The 19837-nt window shown below is 35.2% G+C and carries 25 protein-coding genes and 1 tRNA gene; 16 read left to right on the top strand and 10 right to left on the bottom strand.

Annotation, left to right across the window (positions count from 1 at the left end):
• Window positions 1–11: 11 nt before the first annotated feature.
• Entirely contained in the window at window positions 12–194 is a 183-nt protein-coding gene (locus IEX65_RS17985; RefSeq protein ID WP_229250752.1) for a helix-turn-helix transcriptional regulator, read from the bottom strand.
• A 130-nt stretch (window positions 195–324) separates the two neighbouring features.
• Here IEX65_RS17985 and IEX65_RS17980 point away from each other — a divergent pair, with 130 nt between their 5' ends.
• The 3 genes from IEX65_RS17980 to IEX65_RS17970 all read left to right on the top strand — a co-directional run bounded on the left by IEX65_RS17980 (window position 325) and on the right by IEX65_RS17970 (window position 1921).
• On the top strand, window positions 325–1005 hold the full coding sequence (locus tag IEX65_RS17980; RefSeq protein WP_188767909.1) for a hypothetical protein: 681 nt from the start codon (window positions 325–327) through the stop codon (window positions 1003–1005).
• Window position 1006: 1 nt separating this feature from the next.
• Window positions 1007–1354 carry a hypothetical protein gene (locus IEX65_RS17975; RefSeq protein WP_188767907.1) on the top strand — a complete coding sequence of 116 codons (348 nt, stop codon included), beginning with the start codon at window positions 1007–1009 and terminating at the stop codon, window positions 1352–1354.
• A gap of 81 nt (window positions 1355–1435) precedes the next feature.
• Entirely contained in the window at window positions 1436–1921 is a 486-nt protein-coding gene (locus IEX65_RS17970) for a hypothetical protein (RefSeq protein ID WP_188767905.1), read from the top strand.
• Window positions 1922–2219: 298 nt separating this feature from the next.
• Here the strand turns inward: IEX65_RS17970 and IEX65_RS17965 are convergent, their stop codons facing one another.
• The gene (locus IEX65_RS17965; protein WP_188767903.1) at window positions 2220–2588 is read right to left on the bottom strand and encodes a helix-turn-helix domain-containing protein; all 369 of its coding nucleotides are present in this window, start codon (window positions 2586–2588) and stop codon (window positions 2220–2222) included.
• A 114-nt stretch (window positions 2589–2702) separates the two neighbouring features.
• Between IEX65_RS17965 and IEX65_RS17960 the strand changes: the two genes are divergently transcribed.
• The 6 genes from IEX65_RS17960 to IEX65_RS17935 all read left to right on the top strand — a co-directional run bounded on the left by IEX65_RS17960 (window position 2703) and on the right by IEX65_RS17935 (window position 6500).
• The gene (locus IEX65_RS17960) at window positions 2703–3221 is read left to right on the top strand and encodes a hypothetical protein (protein WP_188767901.1); all 519 of its coding nucleotides are present in this window, start codon (window positions 2703–2705) and stop codon (window positions 3219–3221) included.
• Between the two features lie 154 nt (window positions 3222–3375).
• Window positions 3376–3579 (top strand): hypothetical protein, encoded by a 204-nt coding sequence (locus IEX65_RS17955; RefSeq protein ID WP_188767899.1) that lies wholly within the window; start codon window positions 3376–3378, stop codon window positions 3577–3579.
• A 339-nt stretch (window positions 3580–3918) separates the two neighbouring features.
• A complete protein-coding gene (locus IEX65_RS17950; RefSeq protein WP_188767897.1) occupies window positions 3919–4272 on the top strand; it encodes a hypothetical protein in 354 nt (117 codons plus the stop codon).
• Window positions 4273–4354: 82 nt separating this feature from the next.
• Entirely contained in the window at window positions 4355–5239 is an 885-nt protein-coding gene (locus IEX65_RS17945; protein WP_188767895.1) for an AAA family ATPase, read from the top strand.
• Window positions 5220–6209 (top strand): DUF3871 family protein, encoded by a 990-nt coding sequence (locus IEX65_RS17940; protein ID WP_188767893.1) that lies wholly within the window; start codon window positions 5220–5222, stop codon window positions 6207–6209. The genes IEX65_RS17945 and IEX65_RS17940 overlap by 20 nt, the downstream gene beginning before the upstream one ends.
• A 48-nt stretch (window positions 6210–6257) precedes the next feature.
• On the top strand, window positions 6258–6500 hold the full coding sequence (locus tag IEX65_RS17935) for a hypothetical protein (RefSeq protein ID WP_188767891.1): 243 nt from the start codon (window positions 6258–6260) through the stop codon (window positions 6498–6500).
• Window positions 6501–6720: 220 nt separating this feature from the next.
• On the opposite strand, the gene IEX65_RS17930 is transcribed toward IEX65_RS17935, so the two are convergent.
• Window positions 6721–6794, bottom strand: a tRNA-Ile gene (locus IEX65_RS17930).
• A gap of 174 nt (window positions 6795–6968) precedes the next feature.
• Here IEX65_RS17930 and IEX65_RS17925 point away from each other — a divergent pair.
• The 5 genes from IEX65_RS17925 to IEX65_RS17905 all read left to right on the top strand — a co-directional run bounded on the left by IEX65_RS17925 (window position 6969) and on the right by IEX65_RS17905 (window position 12495).
• Entirely contained in the window at window positions 6969–8201 is a 1233-nt protein-coding gene (locus IEX65_RS17925; RefSeq protein ID WP_188767890.1) for an HD domain-containing protein, read from the top strand.
• 155 nt (window positions 8202–8356) lie between these two features.
• Window positions 8357–9409, top strand: coding sequence for a UDP-3-O-(3-hydroxymyristoyl)glucosamine N-acyltransferase (gene lpxD / locus IEX65_RS17920; protein ID WP_188767889.1), 1053 nt, complete (start codon window positions 8357–8359; stop codon window positions 9407–9409).
• Between the two features lie 72 nt (window positions 9410–9481).
• Window positions 9482–10873 (top strand): bifunctional UDP-3-O-[3-hydroxymyristoyl] N-acetylglucosamine deacetylase/3-hydroxyacyl-ACP dehydratase, encoded by a 1392-nt coding sequence (locus IEX65_RS17915; protein WP_188767888.1) that lies wholly within the window; start codon window positions 9482–9484, stop codon window positions 10871–10873.
• A gap of 76 nt (window positions 10874–10949) precedes the next feature.
• Window positions 10950–11744, top strand: a complete 795-nt coding sequence (lpxA, locus tag IEX65_RS17910) for an acyl-ACP--UDP-N-acetylglucosamine O-acyltransferase (protein ID WP_188767887.1) — start codon at window positions 10950–10952, stop codon at window positions 11742–11744.
• A gap of 133 nt (window positions 11745–11877) precedes the next feature.
• Window positions 11878–12495 carry an ABC transporter ATP-binding protein gene (locus IEX65_RS17905; RefSeq protein WP_188767886.1) on the top strand — a complete coding sequence of 206 codons (618 nt, stop codon included), beginning with the start codon at window positions 11878–11880 and terminating at the stop codon, window positions 12493–12495.
• Between the two features lie 55 nt (window positions 12496–12550).
• Here the strand turns inward: IEX65_RS17905 and IEX65_RS17900 are convergent, their stop codons facing one another.
• Window positions 12551–13282, bottom strand: coding sequence for a class I SAM-dependent methyltransferase (locus IEX65_RS17900; protein WP_229250750.1), 732 nt, complete (start codon window positions 13280–13282; stop codon window positions 12551–12553).
• A gap of 68 nt (window positions 13283–13350) precedes the next feature.
• Between IEX65_RS17900 and IEX65_RS17895 the strand changes: the two genes are divergently transcribed.
• Window positions 13351–13953, top strand: coding sequence for a Uma2 family endonuclease (locus IEX65_RS17895; protein ID WP_188767885.1), 603 nt, complete (start codon window positions 13351–13353; stop codon window positions 13951–13953).
• Between the two features lie 3 nt (window positions 13954–13956).
• On the opposite strand, the gene IEX65_RS17890 is transcribed toward IEX65_RS17895, so the two are convergent.
• From IEX65_RS17890 to IEX65_RS17875, 4 genes are all read right to left on the bottom strand, one after another.
• Window positions 13957–14430, bottom strand: coding sequence for a hypothetical protein (locus IEX65_RS17890; protein ID WP_188767884.1), 474 nt, complete (start codon window positions 14428–14430; stop codon window positions 13957–13959).
• Between the two features lie 103 nt (window positions 14431–14533).
• Window positions 14534–15469, bottom strand: a complete 936-nt coding sequence (gene queG / locus IEX65_RS17885) for a tRNA epoxyqueuosine(34) reductase QueG (protein WP_188768054.1) — start codon at window positions 15467–15469, stop codon at window positions 14534–14536.
• Entirely contained in the window at window positions 15469–15879 is a 411-nt protein-coding gene (vapC, locus tag IEX65_RS17880) for a type II toxin-antitoxin system VapC family toxin (protein WP_188767882.1), read from the bottom strand. The genes queG and vapC overlap by 1 nt, the downstream gene beginning before the upstream one ends.
• Complete coding sequence (locus IEX65_RS17875) at window positions 15879–16070, bottom strand: type II toxin-antitoxin system VapB family antitoxin (RefSeq protein ID WP_188767880.1); 192 nt, start codon at window positions 16068–16070, stop codon at window positions 15879–15881. Before IEX65_RS17875 ends, vapC begins: the two co-directional genes overlap by 1 nt.
• 191 nt (window positions 16071–16261) lie before the next feature.
• Here IEX65_RS17875 and IEX65_RS17870 point away from each other — a divergent pair, with 191 nt between their 5' ends.
• The gene (locus IEX65_RS17870; protein WP_188767879.1) at window positions 16262–17617 is read left to right on the top strand and encodes a cytochrome-c peroxidase; all 1356 of its coding nucleotides are present in this window, start codon (window positions 16262–16264) and stop codon (window positions 17615–17617) included.
• Between the two features lie 49 nt (window positions 17618–17666).
• Here IEX65_RS17870 and IEX65_RS17865 read toward each other — a convergent pair whose 3' ends face one another.
• Together IEX65_RS17865 and lpxK are read right to left on the bottom strand one after the other, a co-directional pair.
• Window positions 17667–18752: a Tudor-knot domain-containing protein gene (locus IEX65_RS17865; protein ID WP_188767877.1), complete on the bottom strand. Its 1086-nt coding sequence runs from the start codon at window positions 18750–18752 to the stop codon at window positions 17667–17669.
• A complete protein-coding gene (gene lpxK, locus IEX65_RS17860) occupies window positions 18752–19813 on the bottom strand; it encodes a tetraacyldisaccharide 4'-kinase (protein ID WP_188767875.1) in 1062 nt (353 codons plus the stop codon). Before lpxK ends, IEX65_RS17865 begins: the two co-directional genes overlap by 1 nt.
• Window positions 19814–19837: the final 24 nt, after the last annotated feature.

Here is a 19837-nt window from a genome sequence, read left to right as displayed (position 1 = left end):
GTAGTTGTAGCTTACTCAAATTTGAATAAATCTATAATTTCAATTTGAAGAGATTTGGCTAAGGCAAAAACAGTAGAAATTGTTTCATTTACTTCACCTCTTTCAATATTGCCAATTTGATTTTTTGAGATATTTGCAAGATAACATAATTCTTCTTGACTAATACTTGGTTTATCTGTTGAAGTTCTACCCAAACCAATAAATACAGCCCTTATATACCATCATTTTATATTAAGTAAATAGGGGAAGTAAGATTAATGGAATACTATTTATTATATTTAGTTTTGAATTGAACCAATTAAAACTTTTTCTCAATTTATTACCATGATAACACTTGAGCAACGTCAGAATTTTTATAAAGAATTATTTTATAAAGAAGTAGATAGAAGAAAAGATTTTAATAATTCAATAGTTGTTCCTATTACCCTATTGACAGGTGTGTTTTCTATTATCTTTTATTTGATTTCAGCTTATAAATTTATAAATTGGGTCTTTATTGATTACTGTTTTATTGTTCTTTTTTCCTTTTCAACTATTTTTTTTATTATATGTGCATATTATACTGTAAAGTTTTATTCAAATATTGACTCTGGTTTCAAAACAATTGAACTTCCCAGACCAGATGAGATTGAAGAATATAGAAAGGAACTGTGGTTATTCCATGATAAAGCAGATGTGGCAAATGAAGCTTTTAATACTTGGCTAATTGAGCAATATATTACTGCTACAGTCAACTATCAAACAAATAATGATTTAAAATCTACTCATTTTTTTCATTTTAAAAAGTATTTTTTTTATGGGCTAATAGGATTATTTATGTGTGGAATTTTTTTCATAACAAACATACTTTTAAATAAAAGTGAAAAAGAAGACAAAATAAATTTTCATATTGAGTTAAATCTTTCTAATCCAAAAGATAAATATAATATTATTGATACTACTGTTTTTATAAAAAAGGATTCTTTAAAAATTGATGTAATAAAACCTACCTTGAAAGACAAATAAGATGGAAAGTATAGACAATGAAAATAAAGATAAAAATCCAGAAGTTCCAAAATCTCCTGAACCCCCCAAAATTAGAACTTTAGTTGATGCTGTAGGGGTTATTGCTGTGGGTGCTATTATTGGTTGGAAACTATTAGAGAAGTTTGTAAAGGATAAAGATAAAAAAAAGGATAATGGTAAGAAATCTATTCCTAAAACAATAGCAACTGAAAGTACACCCAATTTGATGATAGAGGACCCTGATGAAAGTAAAGCTATTCAAAGCAAAATACAGGGACTTAAACCTAAGTGGGAAGTAAAGAATGTTGATGATGATAATAAGGGTGGTGGTATGTTAGTAAGTGAATAATTCAAAAAAGGATTGTAAAATAATATGATTATCAAATTTTGTAATTAATTATTCAAACCATGAAAAAGCAGAAGAAAAATAATGGCAGAATCAGAGGGTGAAAATAAATTACCAGAAGTACCAAAACCTCCTCAAAATAGGGTGCTGATGGACTCTAAATATTCAGATGATGAGTTAGATATTGACTTTAGGATGGGTAGAAAAAACACATTTGATTATATTTCTAAAGAAGCAAGAGAAAGTTATATATTCACTGAAATTTGTAAATGTATTAGTATAACTTTAGAACTTTTTGATAAAGTTACAGATGATTATTTATTGAAAAATTACATAAAATTGACATTTTCCATTTTTCTATCTAAAAGTAATCTTTATTCTAATTTGACTAAAAGTGAATCAATAGACGTTATTACTTCTTTCATAGAATTTTTAGATAATATCATTATTAAGTTCAACTTAGAAGAAGAAGAAATAGATAGGTTATTGAAACTAATAAATCAACTTTTTAATGAATACAAAGGGGACAATTCAAGCACAATAATGTTTGAACAAAAATGGAAATTTTAAAAGTAATCTCATTTCATAATATAGTAAAATCCATACTTTAACTTTTTGTTCCATTAGGTATGTGATTTTTTTACAAATTAATCAATTATTTACTAATTAAGATATTCATTTTTACAGGTAATTTATGTTGGTTAAGTCAACTATCATTTTTTCTTGGAGTTACCACTTTTAAAGCTGTTTGTTTCTCCAACTCCAAAGGAAGGTAATAATTATTTCAATACCCAACCAGCATATAGATATATATTACAAGAATGTTTTGGTTGGGTGTTGCAGGTGTGGATAATGCACTTACAAAAAACTATTTTTCTTGGAGTTTTTCAATAATCTTCTTTAGTGTAAGAACCTCTTCTTTAAGTTGATTAATCATGTCTTCATAAAGCTTTTTTTCATTGTCAGAAATAGAATTATGATTCACAACATAGCCATTGGTAATACCTGTCTGATTGTGCATTACATTAAATACAAGGCTTTCATTAAAACTTATAATATCCTCCACCTTAATACCAAGCACCTCAGCAATTTTCTCTAATTTCTGATAACTAACCTCAGATTCATTCCTCTCAATCTTCCCATACCCTGATGGTGTCATCTCTAAAGAAGCTGCCATAAACTCCTGTGTGAAGTTTCTTAACTCCCTCAACTTCTTAACTTTTGTTCCTATTTCCATATCTTAAATTATTGTATCCCTCAAAGTTCAAAATTAATCCTTACAGTACCAAAATCAGACTTGAAAATCTGTGCATTGTAGGTAGTTTTGAACTCGAAAATTAACCTAAATATCATGAATATTAAACAAACCTCCTTAGTTTTTTTAAGCATTTTTTCAATAACTTTTTTTGGATGTGAATCAAAAAAACAAAACAATGCTAACGTTAATAATTCACCAAATGAAGAAATAACCAAACCATTAGAAGACCCAGATTATCTATATGCTGTAAATGCAACTAAAGAAAGTTTTGATTCCAATAACTTGGTAGCCTCTTATGATGGATATGGTGTTTTCAGAGTTCCTACACAATCTGCCAATTTTGGCACTAATGATAGAACTACGATTACATATAATTATGCTAAAAATACTGTTAAGAAAGTGCAATTTATTTATGTCAATAGTGATGAAAAGGCTAAAAATAAAATGTTTTTTAAAGTTCTTGGTTTGCTTCAAAGGAAGCATGGCAAGTTTAACATTGCAGAAAATCAGAATTTAACAGTTTACAAATATCATTATAATCCCAACTATACAATTAGATTAGAAACAATAGAAAGCCTTCCTGAAATTTATCTAAATTATGAATTTGAGTAAATTAATCAATTTGTAAATAAAGTGAAAGTATATTAACTGATGTATCTCAAAGGGCTATTCATAATTTACTTGTGAATAGTCCTTGCTTTTTCACATCAATTTTAGGAAAACACTCACAGATTTAACCATTTTTCATTTATAAACATTTAAAATCATGCAATTCTCACATTTATTTAAAAAAGTAACAGTAGTAGTTTTGATAGTTCAATTACAGCTACACGTTTATGCACAAGATGGATTAGCTGGAGACCAAGACTCTGATAGTCCATCTCCAATAATTACCATTATCTCTTGGGCTCTTATTCTATATGCAGCCTACAAAATGTACTATCATAATGACAGAAATGATAGAAAATGATTAATAATCTTTCATACCCCACATCTTGATAACTTCATTTTATCCCCCCTTTGGTTCAAGGCTTACAAACAGCCCCCCATATCCTTCTCCAAAGAAAAATAATACCTATAAATGATAAAGGCAGGTTACATTTCTATTCCCCCACTTATCCAAGGCAGTGGTCTTACTCCCCATAAAATGAATTGATAGATATGAGAAACAACCAATCCAAATCTTGACTTTTTCTTGGAGTTACCTCATTATTAAATTCAATAGCTATAAATATAATATAGCTTAACTTAAAGTGTACCACTTACTGCCACTTCAAAAATCATTCTTCAATTAAAACCTTTATCAATTATGGTAACTATAACAGCTTATCAAGAACGTACCTCAACTGAGGGAAAACCCTACATTGCCCTTGAACTTCAATCTGATGATATGGAGTTTGTTGTATCAAAAGTTACTGGCAGACACTATGTCACAGTAAGAAAATGCTGGATTTCTTCTACCTTCAATGAAGTTTTAGCCAAGAAAATGCTTGGCAAAGAAATGCAAGGAAGTATTGTAAAAACTGCCTGTGAGCCTTATGAATTTACTATTCCAGATACAGGGGAAATCATTACAAGACATCATCGCTATGATTATTGTCCTTTAGAAAATGGTACTATGGAAGAAGTGGTAAACCAAACCAATGAGCCAGCCTTTGTATAATCTTTCATTTATCTGCAACCAACCAAGGGCAGTGTCATTGAGGCACTGCTTTTTCATTTTCTACTCAAATTTAATTTCAATCATGCAATTACAACAAGCAGAAAGAAAAAAAGCCTTTATAAAGATGGCTTTACAATCTTGTGCAGGTGGAGGTAAGAGTTACTCAGCACTTCTTCTTGCTCATGGATTATGTAATAACTGGCAAAAGATTGCTGTCATTGATGCTGAAAATAATTCAGCCAGTTTGTATGCACACTTAGGGGCTTATAATGTCCTTGACCTGCAACCACCTTTTTCTCCTGAAAGATACATTCAAGCTATTCAAACTTGTATTGAAGCAGAAATGGAGGTTATCATCATAGATGGTATAAGTCAAGAATGGGATTACATCATCGAGGAGCATTCTAAACTCACAGGTAATAGTTTCACTAATTGGAGTAAGTTCACTCCAAGGCATAATGCCTTTATTCAGAAAATGCTTCAAACAAAGGCTCATATCATTGCTACCATCAGAACCAAACAAGATTATGTCTTGAATGAAAAGAATGGTAAGATGATACCTGAGAAGGTTGGTTTAAAGGGTGTTATGAGAGATTCTACTGATTATGAGTTTACACTGGTTTTTGATTTGGATGTCAAGCACTATGCCACTGCTTCCAAAGACAGAACCAGTTTGTTCATGGATTTACCTGCTTTTCAAATTAGTCAAGACACAGGCAAAATTTTAGCTGCATGGTGTAATCAGGGAAAAGCACAGGTGCAAGAAAGGGAAGATACATATATTGAACCAGATGCACTTTTAGAGCAGATTTATGCTTGCCAAGATGTAGATACCTTGAAAGATTTGTATATGTCTTTGGATGTCATTACTCAAAAGGAGTATAATGCAGATTTCAGCACCAGAAAAAACCAATTAGTTTATGTCCCACCTCAAACCTACTCTACCAATGGAACTCATCGCAGTTAATAAACAGCCAATCATTAGTCTTGAGGAAACTATCTTTGAAGGTACAATTTCCACTGCTAAACCCTTCATTGAGGCAAATACAATTCCTGTATCACTTCAAGAAATGCAACACAAGCACATCATTCCTGTATTTGTCAAAGATAATGAACCTTTGATTTCTCATATTGATTTCATTGAATCTGTTGAGCAAGTGGTTCACCACCTCTACTCCAAGGAAAGTATATTAATGCCCAACATAAGAGTTTCACATCCAATCAAGGGCAGGATTCCAGAAGCAAGACACAAACCTGCCAAGGAGTTATTGGAGCATGAACAAACACTTTACTATGAAAGAATGGCTTTTGTTATTGAAATTCCTACAATTCATGAAACTATTGATGGCAACCTACTAACACTCACTGTTGGTGGAGTCAAAGCATATAATTTGGATAATATCTATTCAAAAAAAGGTGCTGAGGAAGTTTTCAAGATTTTCATTGGTTTTCAGAATAAAGTCTGCACCAATTTGTGTGTGTGGTCTGATGGCTACACTGGAAATATCAAAGTGAGGTCCATGAAAGAACTCAGTGATAAGATTTTCCAAGCAATTTGTCAATTTAAAGCAGAGAGTTACCTCAAAGCTATGGCATCATTCACACAGTTTAGTTTGACTGAAAGACAATTTGCTCAAATGTTGGGTAAGTGTAGATTGTATCCATTTTTAGGGAGTGAACAAAAGAAGGAATTGCCACCACTTTTATTTGGAGATACCCAAACTGGATTCATAGCAAGAGACTATTACAAAGATGATTCATTTTGTAGAAATGATGATGGTAGTATTTCACTCTGGAAGGTGTACAACTTATTTACAGGTGCAAACAAAAGCAGTTACATTGATACCTTTATTGATAGGGGTGTCAATGCTTTTGATTTTACCAATACACTTGTAAACACATTGCAGACAGGCTCAGAAAGTTGGTTTTTGAATTAGTAGAACAAAATAGGGTAGTCAAGTGGCTACCCTTAAATTTTTATACACATGGCAAAAAATTTTGAACCAAGAATAATCATTGACCCATTTTCAATTTTGGTGGTTAATCCACAAGGAGAATTACAACGAGTGTATTGCCCTTTTCTGGCAAGGTGTATGATTCCAAGAGATGATTTAATAGAAAATCAAATTTATTCTGTGGAGATGGTGAAAACTGAGCTTTCAGAAGAAATCTTTTTTATTATTAGAGGAAGGGTTTACTCACACCACAGATTTGTATTAGTGTTGTAGCTACAATGAGGTTATATTGTATTTTGTTGTCCACATCTTTTGAGACTGTTCCCCTCATCCAAAAACTACTGAAAATGTATGTGGAAATTTTAGTTTTTTTACATTCAAAACCAATAAAAGAACTGAGATGTTGTGCATTTTGTTGTGCAATAAAAAAAACAGAGAATTCCAATAGTTGAAATTCTCTACATAAAATACTGACTACCAGCTATTTACAATGTGGGCCCACTTGGAATCGAACCAAGCACCTACTGATTATGAGTCAGTTGCTCTAACCGAATGAGCTATAGGCCCTAAAACCATTTTTGTGGTTTCGTGATGCAAAATTAGGCATTTCTTAATTCTCTACAAAATTTTACACCCATTTTTCTCCTCTTCACAACTAAAATTTTCTTCTTTGTGTTGTTGTAAATAAGCATCGAAAAATAAAACGCTAATTTTGAACATCGTTAAAGCCTGCCCAGTAGCATGACTAATAAACGTAAAATATTCAATGACCCCGTCTATGGATTCGTCAGTGTGCCTTCTGATTTAATTTATGATTTAATCGAGCATCCTTTTTTCCAGCGTTTACGTCGTATAAAACAATTGGGTATGGCCGAGTATGTTTATCCTGGGGCTTTACACACTCGTTTTCATCATGCTTTGGGTGCCATGCATCTCATGGGTCAAGCCTTGCAGGTTTTACAAACCAAAGGTCATTATTTGCTTGATGTAGAGATTGAAGCCGCACAGATTGCTATTTTGCTACACGATATTGGTCACGGACCATTTTCGCATGTACTCGAATATACAATATTGAACGATGTGCATCACGAGCATATTTCGTCTTTACTGATGGAAAAGCTCAATCAAGAGTTTGGCGGACAGCTTGATTTGGCCATCGAAATGTTTAATGGTACTTATCATCGTGAGTTTTTTCACCAACTGATTTCGAGCCAGTTGGATATGGACCGCATGGACTACCTCAACCGAGACTGTTTCTTTACGGGTGTAGCCGAAGGAACAATTGGCGTTGACCGTATCATCAAAATGCTCAATGTAGTTGATAACCAATTAGTTGTTGAAGAAAAGGGATTACTCAGTGTCGAAAACTTTTTGAACGCCCGACGGTTAATGTATTGGCAGGTGTATTTGCATAAAACTTCGATTTGTACCGAAGCAATGCTCATTCAAATCATCAGAAGAGCCAGAGAATTAATAAAATTAGGCGAAACTTTATTTATCACACCCTCATTTTCGTTGTTTCTGAAAGAAGAAATTTCGCTCGAAGCATTCAAAAATGACGAAAAGTATTTAAAGGCATTTACCGAAATTGACGATTATGATATTTGGGCGTGTATAAAAACTTGGCAGCACCACTCGGATAAAATATTATCGACAATCTGTAAAGACCTACTCAATCGAAATTTGTACAAAGTCAAGATTTCAAATTTCCCGATTGAATATTCATTTATCGAAAACATCAAACAATCTTTACTCGAAAAAGGCATCACCGAAGATGATTTAGACTATTTTATTACCGAAGGTGATGTAAGCAACAAAGGCTATGTTTCGGGCGATGAAACCATCAACATCTTAACAAAAAAACGCAATGTAGTAGATATTGCCGATGCTTCGGATTTACCAACTATTAAAGCTTTGAGTAACATCGTGAAAAAATACTATGTATGTTGGGGCAAAAACGTATCTTTGCAATGATTTTGCGAGTAAAAGATAGCTTTTTGTATTATTTGAAGATTATTTTTAAATAAAACCATTGAGTTGGGAAACATATAAATAGTTTGTACAACTAAATGGAAAAGTACTAACGCAAATACTTCAGCAAGGGTATCGACTTGCACAACACCAGAAATATGAAATTTACGGTTAAGCAAATAGCACATCTACTGAACGGTGAAGTTAAGGGAGACGAAAGCCTCACCATCAGTCAGTTAGCCAAAATCGAAGAGGGTTCTACGGGCGATATTTCATTTCTCGCAAACGAAAAATACGAACCATTCTTATACACTACCAACGCAACGGCCGTAATCGTAGGCCGCAACTTCGAACCTCGCAAAGAATATAGCACAACACTCATACTTGTCGAAAACCCTTACACGGCTTTTACCCAACTTTTAGAAGAATATCAAAAGATGCTGGATGCTTCTAAAAAAGGCATCGAACAACCATCGTTTGTTGGAGAAGGTACTACCGTTGGCGAAAATATCTATCAAGGAGCATTTTCTTACATCGGTAAAAACTGTAAAATCGGCAAAAATGTAAAGATTTATCCGCAAGCATACATCAGTGATAACGTAAATATTGGCGACAATACAATTATCTATGCTGGCGTAAAAATATATGCTAATTGTGTAATCGGTAACGACTGCGTAGTTCACTCAGGGGCAGTAATTGGCAGCGATGGCTTCGGTTTCGCTCCACAAGCTGATGGAACTTACAAAACAATTCCTCAGTTGGGTAACGTAATACTTGAAGATAACGTAAGCATCGGCTCAAACTCAACCATTGACTGTGCCACAATGGGTTCAACGATTCTTCGTAAAGGAGTAAAAATTGATAATTTAGTACAAATTGCCCATAATGTTGAGATTGGAGAAAACACCGTAATCGCCGCTCAAACTGGCGTAGCTGGCTCAACTAAAATTGGCAAAAATTGTGTGTTAGGAGGCCAAGTAGGTGTCAATGGACATATTACCATCGCCGATGGAACAAAAGCAGGAGGCAAAGCAGGAATCACCAAAAGTGTGAGAAAAGCAGGAACGGCACTTAACGGCAATCCAGCCTTCGATGCAACCGAATATTTGCGTTCTATGGCAGTTTTACGCAAACTTCCTGCTCTTGAAAAACAAGTAAAAGCACTTGAAGAACAACTTTTGGAGTTGAACCAACAAGGAGTTTTGGCATAAAATCATTATATAAGCAATTCCTCTATTCAAAATAACAATTACATTTGCCTAAGAAAATAAGTAGAATTTACAATGAATGTTAAACAACAAACCCTCAAAAAAGTAGTGTCAATCACAGGTGTAGGCTTACATACTGGAGAGAAAGTAACCATGCTTTTACAACCTGCAGCAGTCAATCACGGATATAAATTCCAAAGAATCGACTTGCCAAACAAACCTATTGTAGAAGCTGATGTTGATTATGTGGTAGATACTTCGAGAGGTACTGTCTTAGAAAAAGAGGGTGTAAGAATACATACAACTGAGCATATTTTATCAGCTTTAGTAGGTCTTCAAATTGATAATGTTTTGATTCAACTTGATGGCCCAGAAATTCCGATTGTTGATGGAAGTGCAATAAAATTCGTCGAATTAATCGAAGAAGCAGGTGTTGAAGAACAAGGAGCATTGCGTAATTATTACGAAATCGAAGAAGCGATACATTTCCGCAACGACGACCAAAGTATTGAATTAGCGGCATTGCCACTTAATGACTATCGCCTAACGGTAATGGTTGATTATAATTCAACCGTTTTGCATAGCCAACACGCCCAATTACACGATATTAATCTATTCAAACAAGAAATTGCTCCTTGCCGCACTTTTGTTTTCTTGCATGAATTAGAAGCACTTTTCAAGGCAGGCCTAATCAAAGGTGGCAATATTGATAATGCAGTTGTAATTGTTGACCGTGAAATTTCGGAAGAAGAAGTTGAGAATTTAGCTACTTTACTCAATAAAGAAAAAATTCAGGTTGGTAAAACTGGTATTCTGAATGACATGCCTTTGCGTTTTGCTAATGAGCCTGCTCGCCACAAATTACTTGATGTAATGGGTGATTTAGCATTAGTTGGACGCCCACTAAAAGCACATATTTTGGCTGCACGTCCTGGGCATACGCCTAATGTGGCTTTGGCCAAGAAAATCAAGAAACACATCACCGATTCGGCAAAAAGCACACCTCAATACGACCCAAATACACCTCCTGTATTTAATGTTAGTGAAATTGCACGACTCCTACCCCACCGTTATCCATTTGCTCTCGTAGATAAGATTGTTTATCTCGATGGCCAAACCGTTGTGGGTATCAAAAATATTACAATGAATGAACCTCAGTTTACGGGGCACTTCCCCGAAAATCCTGTAATGCCAGGCGTTTTACAAATTGAGGCAATTGCACAAACTGGCGGAGTTTTGGTACTCACTACCACTGGTGACCCAGAAGCTTACTGGCCATATTTAGTTGGAATCGACAATTGCCGATTCTATCGCAATGTTTTACCTGGCGATACGTTAATTATCAGATGCTCACTTCTTGCCCCTATTCGTCTCGGTGTCGCAAAAATGCACGGAGAAGCATGGGTTGGCAAAACCCTCGTATGTGATGTTGACATGACAGCCCGATTAGTAAAAAAAGCGAAATAAAAATCTAATCTATCAGATTTAGACAAAGCTAATCTCCGTCATTGGCTCTTGTCTGTTTACGAAACAAATCTCAAAAATGAATCAACCATTGGCGTACATACACCCCGATGCAAAGGTTGCACAAAACGTAGTAATCGAGCCGTTTGCTGTAATCCACAAAGACGTAGAAATAGGCGAAGGAACTTGGATAGGTTCGCACGCCATCATCATGGAAGGTGCCAGAATTGGTAAAAACTGTAAAATTTTCCCTGGTGCGGTTATCTCTGCTGTTCCACAAGACTTAAAATTTAAAGGTGAAAACACTGTTACAATTATTGGTGATAACACAACCATTCGTGAGTGTGTGACGGTCAATCGTGGTACTGTTGATAAGCACCGTACCGAAATTGGTGCAAACTGCCTCATTATGGCCTACGCTCACATTGCCCACGATTGTATTGTTGGCGACAATGTAATTTTGGCCAACTGTGTGCAGCTTGCAGGACACATCACAGTGGGTGATTTTGCTAATATTGGAGGAATGTCAGCCGTACAGCAATTTGTCAAAATCGGTAAGCATACGTATATCGGCGGTTGCTCGCAAATCCGTAAAGATGTACCTCCGTTTATTAAGGCAGCTCGTGAGCCACTTTCTTACGCAGGTATCAACTCGGTTGGCTTACGCAGAAGAGGTTATTCTGACGAGAAAATCGCCGAAATTCAAGGTATTTACCGCTATATTTATCTTCGTGGATTGAATAATACCGATGCTATCACACAAGTTGAGTTGGAGTTTCCAGCTACTCCTGAGCGTGATGATATTTTGAATTTTATCTCAAATTCGGAGCGAGGAATCATCAAAAGTCCAGTTAAAAAAGGAGCGGAAGAATAAAATAAGTCAACTGACAATAGTCAACAGGCAATAGTATATAGTGAAAAAGATTATTATTCATTAAAGCCAAAACTGTTGCTTTTATTTTCCTAAATCTCAGTTGACTGTGGTCAGCGGACTGTGAACTCATCACATGAATATTCAATTAGAAAATCTTGGTAAGAAATTTCGTAAAGAATGGATTTTCCGAAATGTCAATTTAAGTTTCGAGGCAGGTAAAAATTATACCTTCGTCGGGCCAAATGGCAGCGGAAAATCTACTCTTTTGCAGGTTTTGATTGGCGTGATGCCACACACCGAAGGCAAAGTTTCGTACAGTAGTAATAACCAAGAAGTTTCGGTTGATGATATTTATAAAAAAATCGTAATCGCAGCTCCTTATCTCGAATTAGTTGAGGAATTTACATTGCTCGAATCGGTCGAATTTCACCAAAAATTTAAACCTTTCAAAGATAATATTTCGGCAAACGAACTTATCGAAAAAATACAGCTTGCACCACATAAAGATAAAACTGTCAAGAATTTTTCGTCTGGAATGAAACAACGTCTTAAACTCGGTTTGGCATTTTATTCGGAAGCTCCCATCATTTTACTCGACGAACCAACTTCAAATCTTGATGCACAAGGAACGGCATGGTATCTCGAGCAAATCGAAAAACATACACCCGACCGACTGCTAATTATCTGCTCAAATCAACCAAATGAATATACTTTCTGCAAAAACATCGTTGATATTAGAGATTATAAGTAGTCCATGGTCGATAAAAGAAGGTCAACAGAAATTCAGTTACCTTAATCATATTCACTTAAATTCTCCCAACTTTCGTAAACAAGGGAAATTCTACTCGTTGTTCCCCTTGCCAATATTCTCGCAGTTTATCAATCACTTCATTGACAGGATTTTTGCCATTTTTCTTGATATAGTTTTGAATTGATGACCACGAATTAAAGTACCCCTCTGCCATTTCGAGTGTCCAAAGATATTCATTTTTAAAAATAGGACATTCCATTCTCTCAAAAGGAAAAGGAATCGAATCATACTGATTATCAATGTGCTTTCGCTCAGCATCCCAATATGGCCCTGTGATATTCCAATAAAAATCCTGCAAGATTTCGTCAATTTTTCCCTCAAAACGAGGCATCGAATAACCAATTACAAACAAAATCGCTCCCGATTTCGCTACTCGGTTTACTTCGGCATAAAATTTCTCAAAATCAAACCAATGAATGGCTTGAGCAACCGTAATCAAATCAAAAGTATGGTCAGGAAAATGAGTTTCTTCTGCTTTTGCTATCGAATACGCTATGTTTTCAGCTTGAAAAGCATTATCCAGTTGTTTTTGGCTAATGTCAGTTGCATACACCATATCAAAAGTTTTTGATAATTCTCTTGCCATTTGCCCGTTGCCAGTGGCACAATCCCAGACAGTTTTTTTGTTTTTTACGACCTTATTCAGGTAGTCAAAAACCGCCTTTGGGTACGTTGGGCGAAACTGTGCATAAATGCTTGCTTGATTAGAAAAATTATCTTTTGCCATTATCTTTCACTTTAAATTGTATTGCAAATTATTCATAAATTGTTTTACTTTCGTAAAAAAACAAGAATATGGTAAAGCCTGTAGCAGAGAAAATTAAAAGCCGTACTCGTAAAATTCCAGAAAAGTATATTCGTGAGATTGTCAATGGCAAGCCTTATTATTACAAAGGTTATAAAAGCGTATTAAATGGCTCTAAACAAATTGAAGAAATCATGGGGAGTAGTTCGTTGCAATCATATTTAGTGGGGCTCATTTATGGAATCCTTTTTTCAAAAATAAATAGAAAAAATTATACTATCACAACAAACGAAACAGGTCTTCATTTAGGCCATAAAAACAATCTTTCGACAGATATAGGAATATTTTTAAAGGAAAAAGTCATTTTGAGCGATAATTACTTTGAAGTCGCACCCGAAGTTGCGATAGAAGTTGATGTAAAAATTGATACAGAAGACTTAGATTATGTATTTTCAAAGTCAGAGGAAATGATGAATTTTGGTACTCAGAAAATACTGTGGGTGATAACAAAACACAGAAAAATAATGGTTTTCTCAAAAAATACCCCTACACAAGTCTTCGATTGGAATAACGATATAGCTGTCATGGAAGGAATAACTCTTAATCTTCAACAATTACTTGATGATGAAGGAGTTGATACTTTAGGTGTTTAATTTTCAGTAAAAAAGTCCCCAATTATCAGGAATGTCATCTGATTTATCAAAGCAATTGACCCATTCAACAAATAAAACTCTGAACTCTTCTATTTCCGAGCGAAGTAAATCTAAATAATCACTACTCGAAAGGTTTTCATGTTTACAAAAAGACGTTTGTGCAAGTAATTCACGAGCATGAATTTTAATAATCACCGCACTTTCCATACGCAATGTATATAAACTCCCTGCTTCGGCTCTACGAATTTTTGCGGGAATAATCATGGCATTTTCTAACATCAGATGCCTCATTTCGAGCATATCATCTTCCTCGTTGATTGTGCCTACAATAGCATTGGTGGTTTCATAAATTTCGTACGCTTTTTTCAGAATCGGTAAATTATCTACTCGCTTATTCTCCTCCTCCATCTCTCTTTTTAGTTCTTCCGAGTCATAATCTTCATCAAAAAAATCTTCAAAATTATCGTCATCCATCATTTTTTATAAAGTTTAGTTAGGCAATAAGATGTGTCTGTAACAGCAAAATAATTATATACAAGCCCATTAACTTTCTGTGGACTTGTCGACCATTGACAATGAACTACTTAGGCTTCACAAATTCAATATTTCGCTTTAATCCTTCCAATTTTGTGCGTTTTACGGCACTTCTTCGGAAAATTTCTTGAAAAACTTCGTGCGAAATCTCTTCCCAGTCAGTTCTTGTAAATTGCTGTAAATCAGCGTGTTGCTTAAAGTCTGAGGTTTGAGTTGGTCGAGAAAAACGATTCCACGGACAAACATCTTGACAAATATCACAACCAAAAATCCAATTTTCAAATTTACCCTTCACTTCATCGGGAATTGCTTCTTTTAGCTCAATCGTAAAGTAAGAAATACACTTCGAGCCATCAACTACATACGGTTGCGTAATGGCATCAGTGGGGCAAGCATCTACGCATCGGGTGCAAGTACCACAATAATCTTTCATGGCAGTATCGGCTTGAAGCTCTAAATCACAAATGATTTCGCCTATAAAGAAAAAACTTCCAATTTCTCTCGTTATCAAATTTGTGTGTTTTCCGACCCAACCAATTCCACTTTTTTTTGCCCAAACTTTATCCATCACAGGAGCAGAATCTACAAAAACTCGTCCGTTTACTTCGCCAATTTCTTCCGAAATATAAGTCATCAAATCTTTGAGTTTATCTTTCAGCACAAAATGATAATCTGTGCCGTAAGCGTATTTCGAGATTTTGTAAGATTCATCGTTTTCGGGTAAAGTTTGTTCAGGAAAATAGTTCAGAATGACCGTAATAACCGATTTTGCTCCATCAACTAATTTACGTGGGTCAAGGCGTTTATCGAAATGATTGGCCATGTAGGCCATTTTTCCGTGATAATTCAAGTTGAGCCATTTTTCTAAACGTGGAGCTTCTTCTTCCAAAAATTCAGCTTTTGATATACCGCAGGCATCAAAGCCCAATTCAGTAGCTTTTGCTTTGATGAGTTCGGAACGTTTTATTTGCAGGAAATCTATCAATTTTTGTAGAAAGTTCGGAGAGTCGAATTTTGAGCAATTAATTCAAAATCGGTATCATTATGGACGAGTAAAACGTTGTTTTCGATAGCTACTTGGGCAATCAAACAATCTGTACTTTTTCTAATTGTGACACCCTTTTTTCTTAAATCGAAATAAAGTTTAGCCGCAGCAATGGAAGTTTTTTCCCAGTCGGGTTTCAGAATATTAAAACTTTCCAATACCAACTTTTTTTGAATAAAGTCTTTTTCAGTCTTAACTCCTTGTAAAATTTCTTGAATAATCGTTGGGGTTAATAAAAGATTTTGAGAAGCGTATTCGACATATTCTTCTAAAAGTATTGATTGTTTACTTTTTGTATTTTTAAACAAATCAATCCAAACGGAGGTATCAAAAATTGCTTTTTCCATTAGTCTAAACGCATTTGTTCTAAATCTCCTTCCCAAGCGTTTGAGCCTTTCCAAGTTAAAACTTGTTGACGTAAAAGATTTTTTAAATACTCGTTCAGTGCCTCATTTACAGCTTCTTTTTTAGTTTTAAACTGCTTCATTGACATTATTTGTGCTAATTTTTCTTGGTCAATATCAATATTTGTAGCCATAAGTATAATTTTTACACACAAATATAATCATTTTTTTGTGCAGAAATTAAAGTCTAAATTCTTTTTCTGATTAGTATTTAGAAATGCTACCGCTTAAAAAGTAGAATCCAAAAACTGATAATACTCATAAAATTACGGAAGGCAGTGGCACTAAAATTGTTTACGTATAGTCTATAAAATCATGCTTTTCAATGAAAAAATTACTATATCTTCCTCTTTTTTTAGTTTTCGCTTGTAGTCAGAAAGAGACAATACTTACGGCTTCATCCATCGACACCGAACTTGAAACAATCATTTCGACTGCCGCCAAAGGCAAGGGAAAAAGTAGTTTTTTGCTCCCTGAAAGTACCGAATTTTCAAAAATTCCACAAGACCCAAAGAATGTAATTACTCCCGAAAAAGTCGAACTCGGTCAAATGCTTTTTCATGAAACCGCCCTTGGACGCAACCCGCTCAAAGATGCGAGTCTTCAAACGTATTCGTGTGCAAGTTGCCACCACGTAAAGGCTGGTTTTCAGGCATGTATGCCTCAAGGTATTGGCGACGGCGGTGTTGGATTTGGCGTTCAAGGAGAAAAACGTGCCAAAAGTACTCTCTATAAAGCCGAGGAAATTGATATTCAGCCGATTCGTACACCTTCGGCACTAAATATTGCTTATCAAACCAATATTTTGTGGAATGGTCAATTTGGAGCAACCCATCTCAACCAAAATACTCAAAGTAGCTGGACGGCAGGCACTCCAAAAGAAAAGAACAATTTAGGATTTCAAGGCACCGAAACGCAAGCTATTGCGGGGCAGGATGTTCACCGATTATTTATTAGCAAAACTTTCTTAGAGCAAATTCCAGCTTATAAAGATATGTTCAAGAAGGCTTACCCAACGATGGATTTGAATGATAATTTTCAACTAAAAATCAATGCAGGTTTGGCTATTGCAGCATACGAACGTACACTTTTGGCCACCGAAGCTCCATTTCAGCAATGGTTGAAGGGTAATTACTATGCTATGACTGATGACCAAAAATTGGGTGCAAAATTGTTTTTCGGTAAAGCTAATTGTACAAGCTGTCACAATGGGCCTTCGTTGGCTGCGATGAATTTCTACGCTTTGGGAATGAACGATTTACAGAACGGTAATTACGGAATAAATACCGTTTTTGGCATTACTGATTCAAAAGCTGAACACAAAGGTCGTGGTGGATTTACGGGCAAAGCCGAAGATATGTATAAATTTAAAGTCCCGCAGTTGTATAACCTCAAAGACTCACCATTCTATGGGCATGGAGCTTCTTTTACTAAACTTGAAGATGTAATTAGCTATAAAAACACAGCAAAACCTCAAAATGCGAAAGTGCCTACTACTCAACTTGCTGCTGAATTTAAGCCATTAAATCTGACTACAGCTGAGCTTGCCCAGCTAACAGAGTTTATCAAAAACGGGCTTCACGACAAAAATTTGCAACGATATACACCGAAACAAATCCCATCTGGTTTGGCATTTCCGAATAATGATACGCAATCAAGAAAAGATTTGGGTTTTAATTAGACCTAAAAATAAAGGGAGAAGTCCTTTATAAACATTCTCCCTTTATTCTCTATTTTTTGATATTCTCTGGCGAAACCCACTCGTCATATTCACTATCATATTCGGTGTAGTGAATATAGTGTAAGCACGAAAACTTCTTCAAAACCTTTGCTGGATACCATTTTTCGTCACTCGTTGAATATACTTTTACGCTTGTACCAATCGGAAAATCACTGGCACACTTAAAAGGTTTCACCCTCGAAGGCTCAACGATATCAACTTCATTATTGGTGTAGCTATAAAACCTGACTTTCAGTTTTTTATCTACTTCAACGCCTTCGATAAATCCGAGCCAATCGGTTCCGTCATAATCTACCATTACTCGCTCGCCAATTCTGCTATTTTTCTTGGCAGGAATACCACTACTCAAAGTCCAATTTTTCATACTTGCTGGCACAAAATATGACGCTTTTTGACCTTCTACCAAGGCCATTTCGGTATCAATATAACTCGCCAATTCTGCCAACTGCACAGCTCCATTATTATCAGTATCAACAAAATTTCGGCCTTCGAGTGCGTAAAGCAGGGCATTTGAGAAAGTCCAGTTTCCAGTCGAAACATTGGTTGGCACAACCGAATTGAGTGCGGCATAATTTCGAGTTTTGTATTTCTGCACTTCCATAGCCAGCCCACCCGAATTACAACAATCGGCAGTAAATAATGCGGTATTTCCTGCAAAATTATCGTTTACGGTCTTTACAATTTCTTCGGCAGTCCAATCTGCACCTTTATAATTGGCAAAACATACCTTTCCACCATCATTTTTATAGCCGTGTCCGCAGTAATAAAAAAACAAAATATCACCTTTCTTGGCTTGTTTCAAGAATGGCACAAAAGCCTCTCTCACAGCACTTGTTGAGGCCTTTTGGTCTTTTATATAAAGCATCTGATTGGCTGGTACACCTTGTTTTTCAAAAAACTTCATGATTTTGGCATCAACTCTTCCCTTTTTATCGAACGACGCAAAAGTATTAGCATCGGCCCATTCCAAAACCCCAACCATAAAAACCCAAGTTCGTCCGTAATCCAATTTTTCTTGACCAATACCTTTTAAGCTCAATATCGTAAGTGTAAATAATAGAAATATTTTTTTCATTAATGGCTAATTTTTTGGTAAAATGAATGTATTTTGGAATTGATTAACGTATCAAATGTAGTTTTATTTTCAATCTCGATTTCAATAGGCACATAAAAAAAACGTTTTATCTCGTTCTCCGAAAGTTGTGGTTTTAACTTTACCATGTCTTTTTCGGTCGTAATAAGTTGTAAGCTTTCGTGGCTTTCTCCCAAAACTTTATCAATATCTTTTCTCGTAAAAGCGTAATGGTCAGGAAAATCAAAGATTTTTCCTATTGACAAGTTTTTTTCTGAAAGATATTTTACGAAAACTTCGGGTTTGGCAATAGCGGTCAAAACACCAATGTTTTTTGTAGTTTCAAATACATTTTTAGTAGTATATCCAGTAATTTCTTGATAATGGATTTTTGAGAAAAATACAGGAATATCGGCTTTTGTGTAAGCCAAAACTGCATTCCGAATCGTTGCTTTTTCTTGTTTAGTAAGCAAACTTGGACATTTGGTAATAATCACTGCATCGGCACGTTTGGCACTGTTTCTAATATCTCGCAATCGCCCGAAAGGCACTAAACTGTCTTCATAAAAAGGTTTATTATAATCTGAAAGTAGTAAATTGAAGTACGGAGCAATCTTGCGATGCTGAAAGGCATCATCGAGGATAATTAACTGATTATCTCCCAATTTCCTCCCAATTTCCTCAACTCCTTCTACCCTATTTTCACAAACCGTAACATTGATTTTATTCTTAAACTTCAAATAATATTGCATCGGTTCATCGCCAATAGTTTCGGCACTTGCTTGGTTATCGGCCACTATAAAACCTTTTGTTTTGCGGCCGTAACCTCTGCTAAGCGTGCTAACTTTATACTTATCGCTCAAAAGTCTGACTAAATATTCTACATGTGGGGTTTTGCCAGTTCCGCCCAAACTCAGATTTCCGACATTGATTGTCAGCACTTTAGGCGAAACCGACTTCATTATACCAACATCAAACAACCAATTCCGCAAGAAAATCACGGCATAATAAAGCCCATATAACGGAAAAAGTATTATTTTTAGCAACAAGAAAATAACCTTCATTTGGTTCGATTTTTGTAGATTTAT

Origin of the sequence: Emticicia aquatilis (assembly GCF_014644295.1) — a bacterium.
In the GTDB taxonomy this organism is placed as follows: Bacteria; Bacteroidota; Bacteroidia; order Cytophagales; family Spirosomataceae; genus Emticicia; species Emticicia aquatilis.
This window is presented reverse-complemented; position numbering and strand designations above follow the sequence as displayed.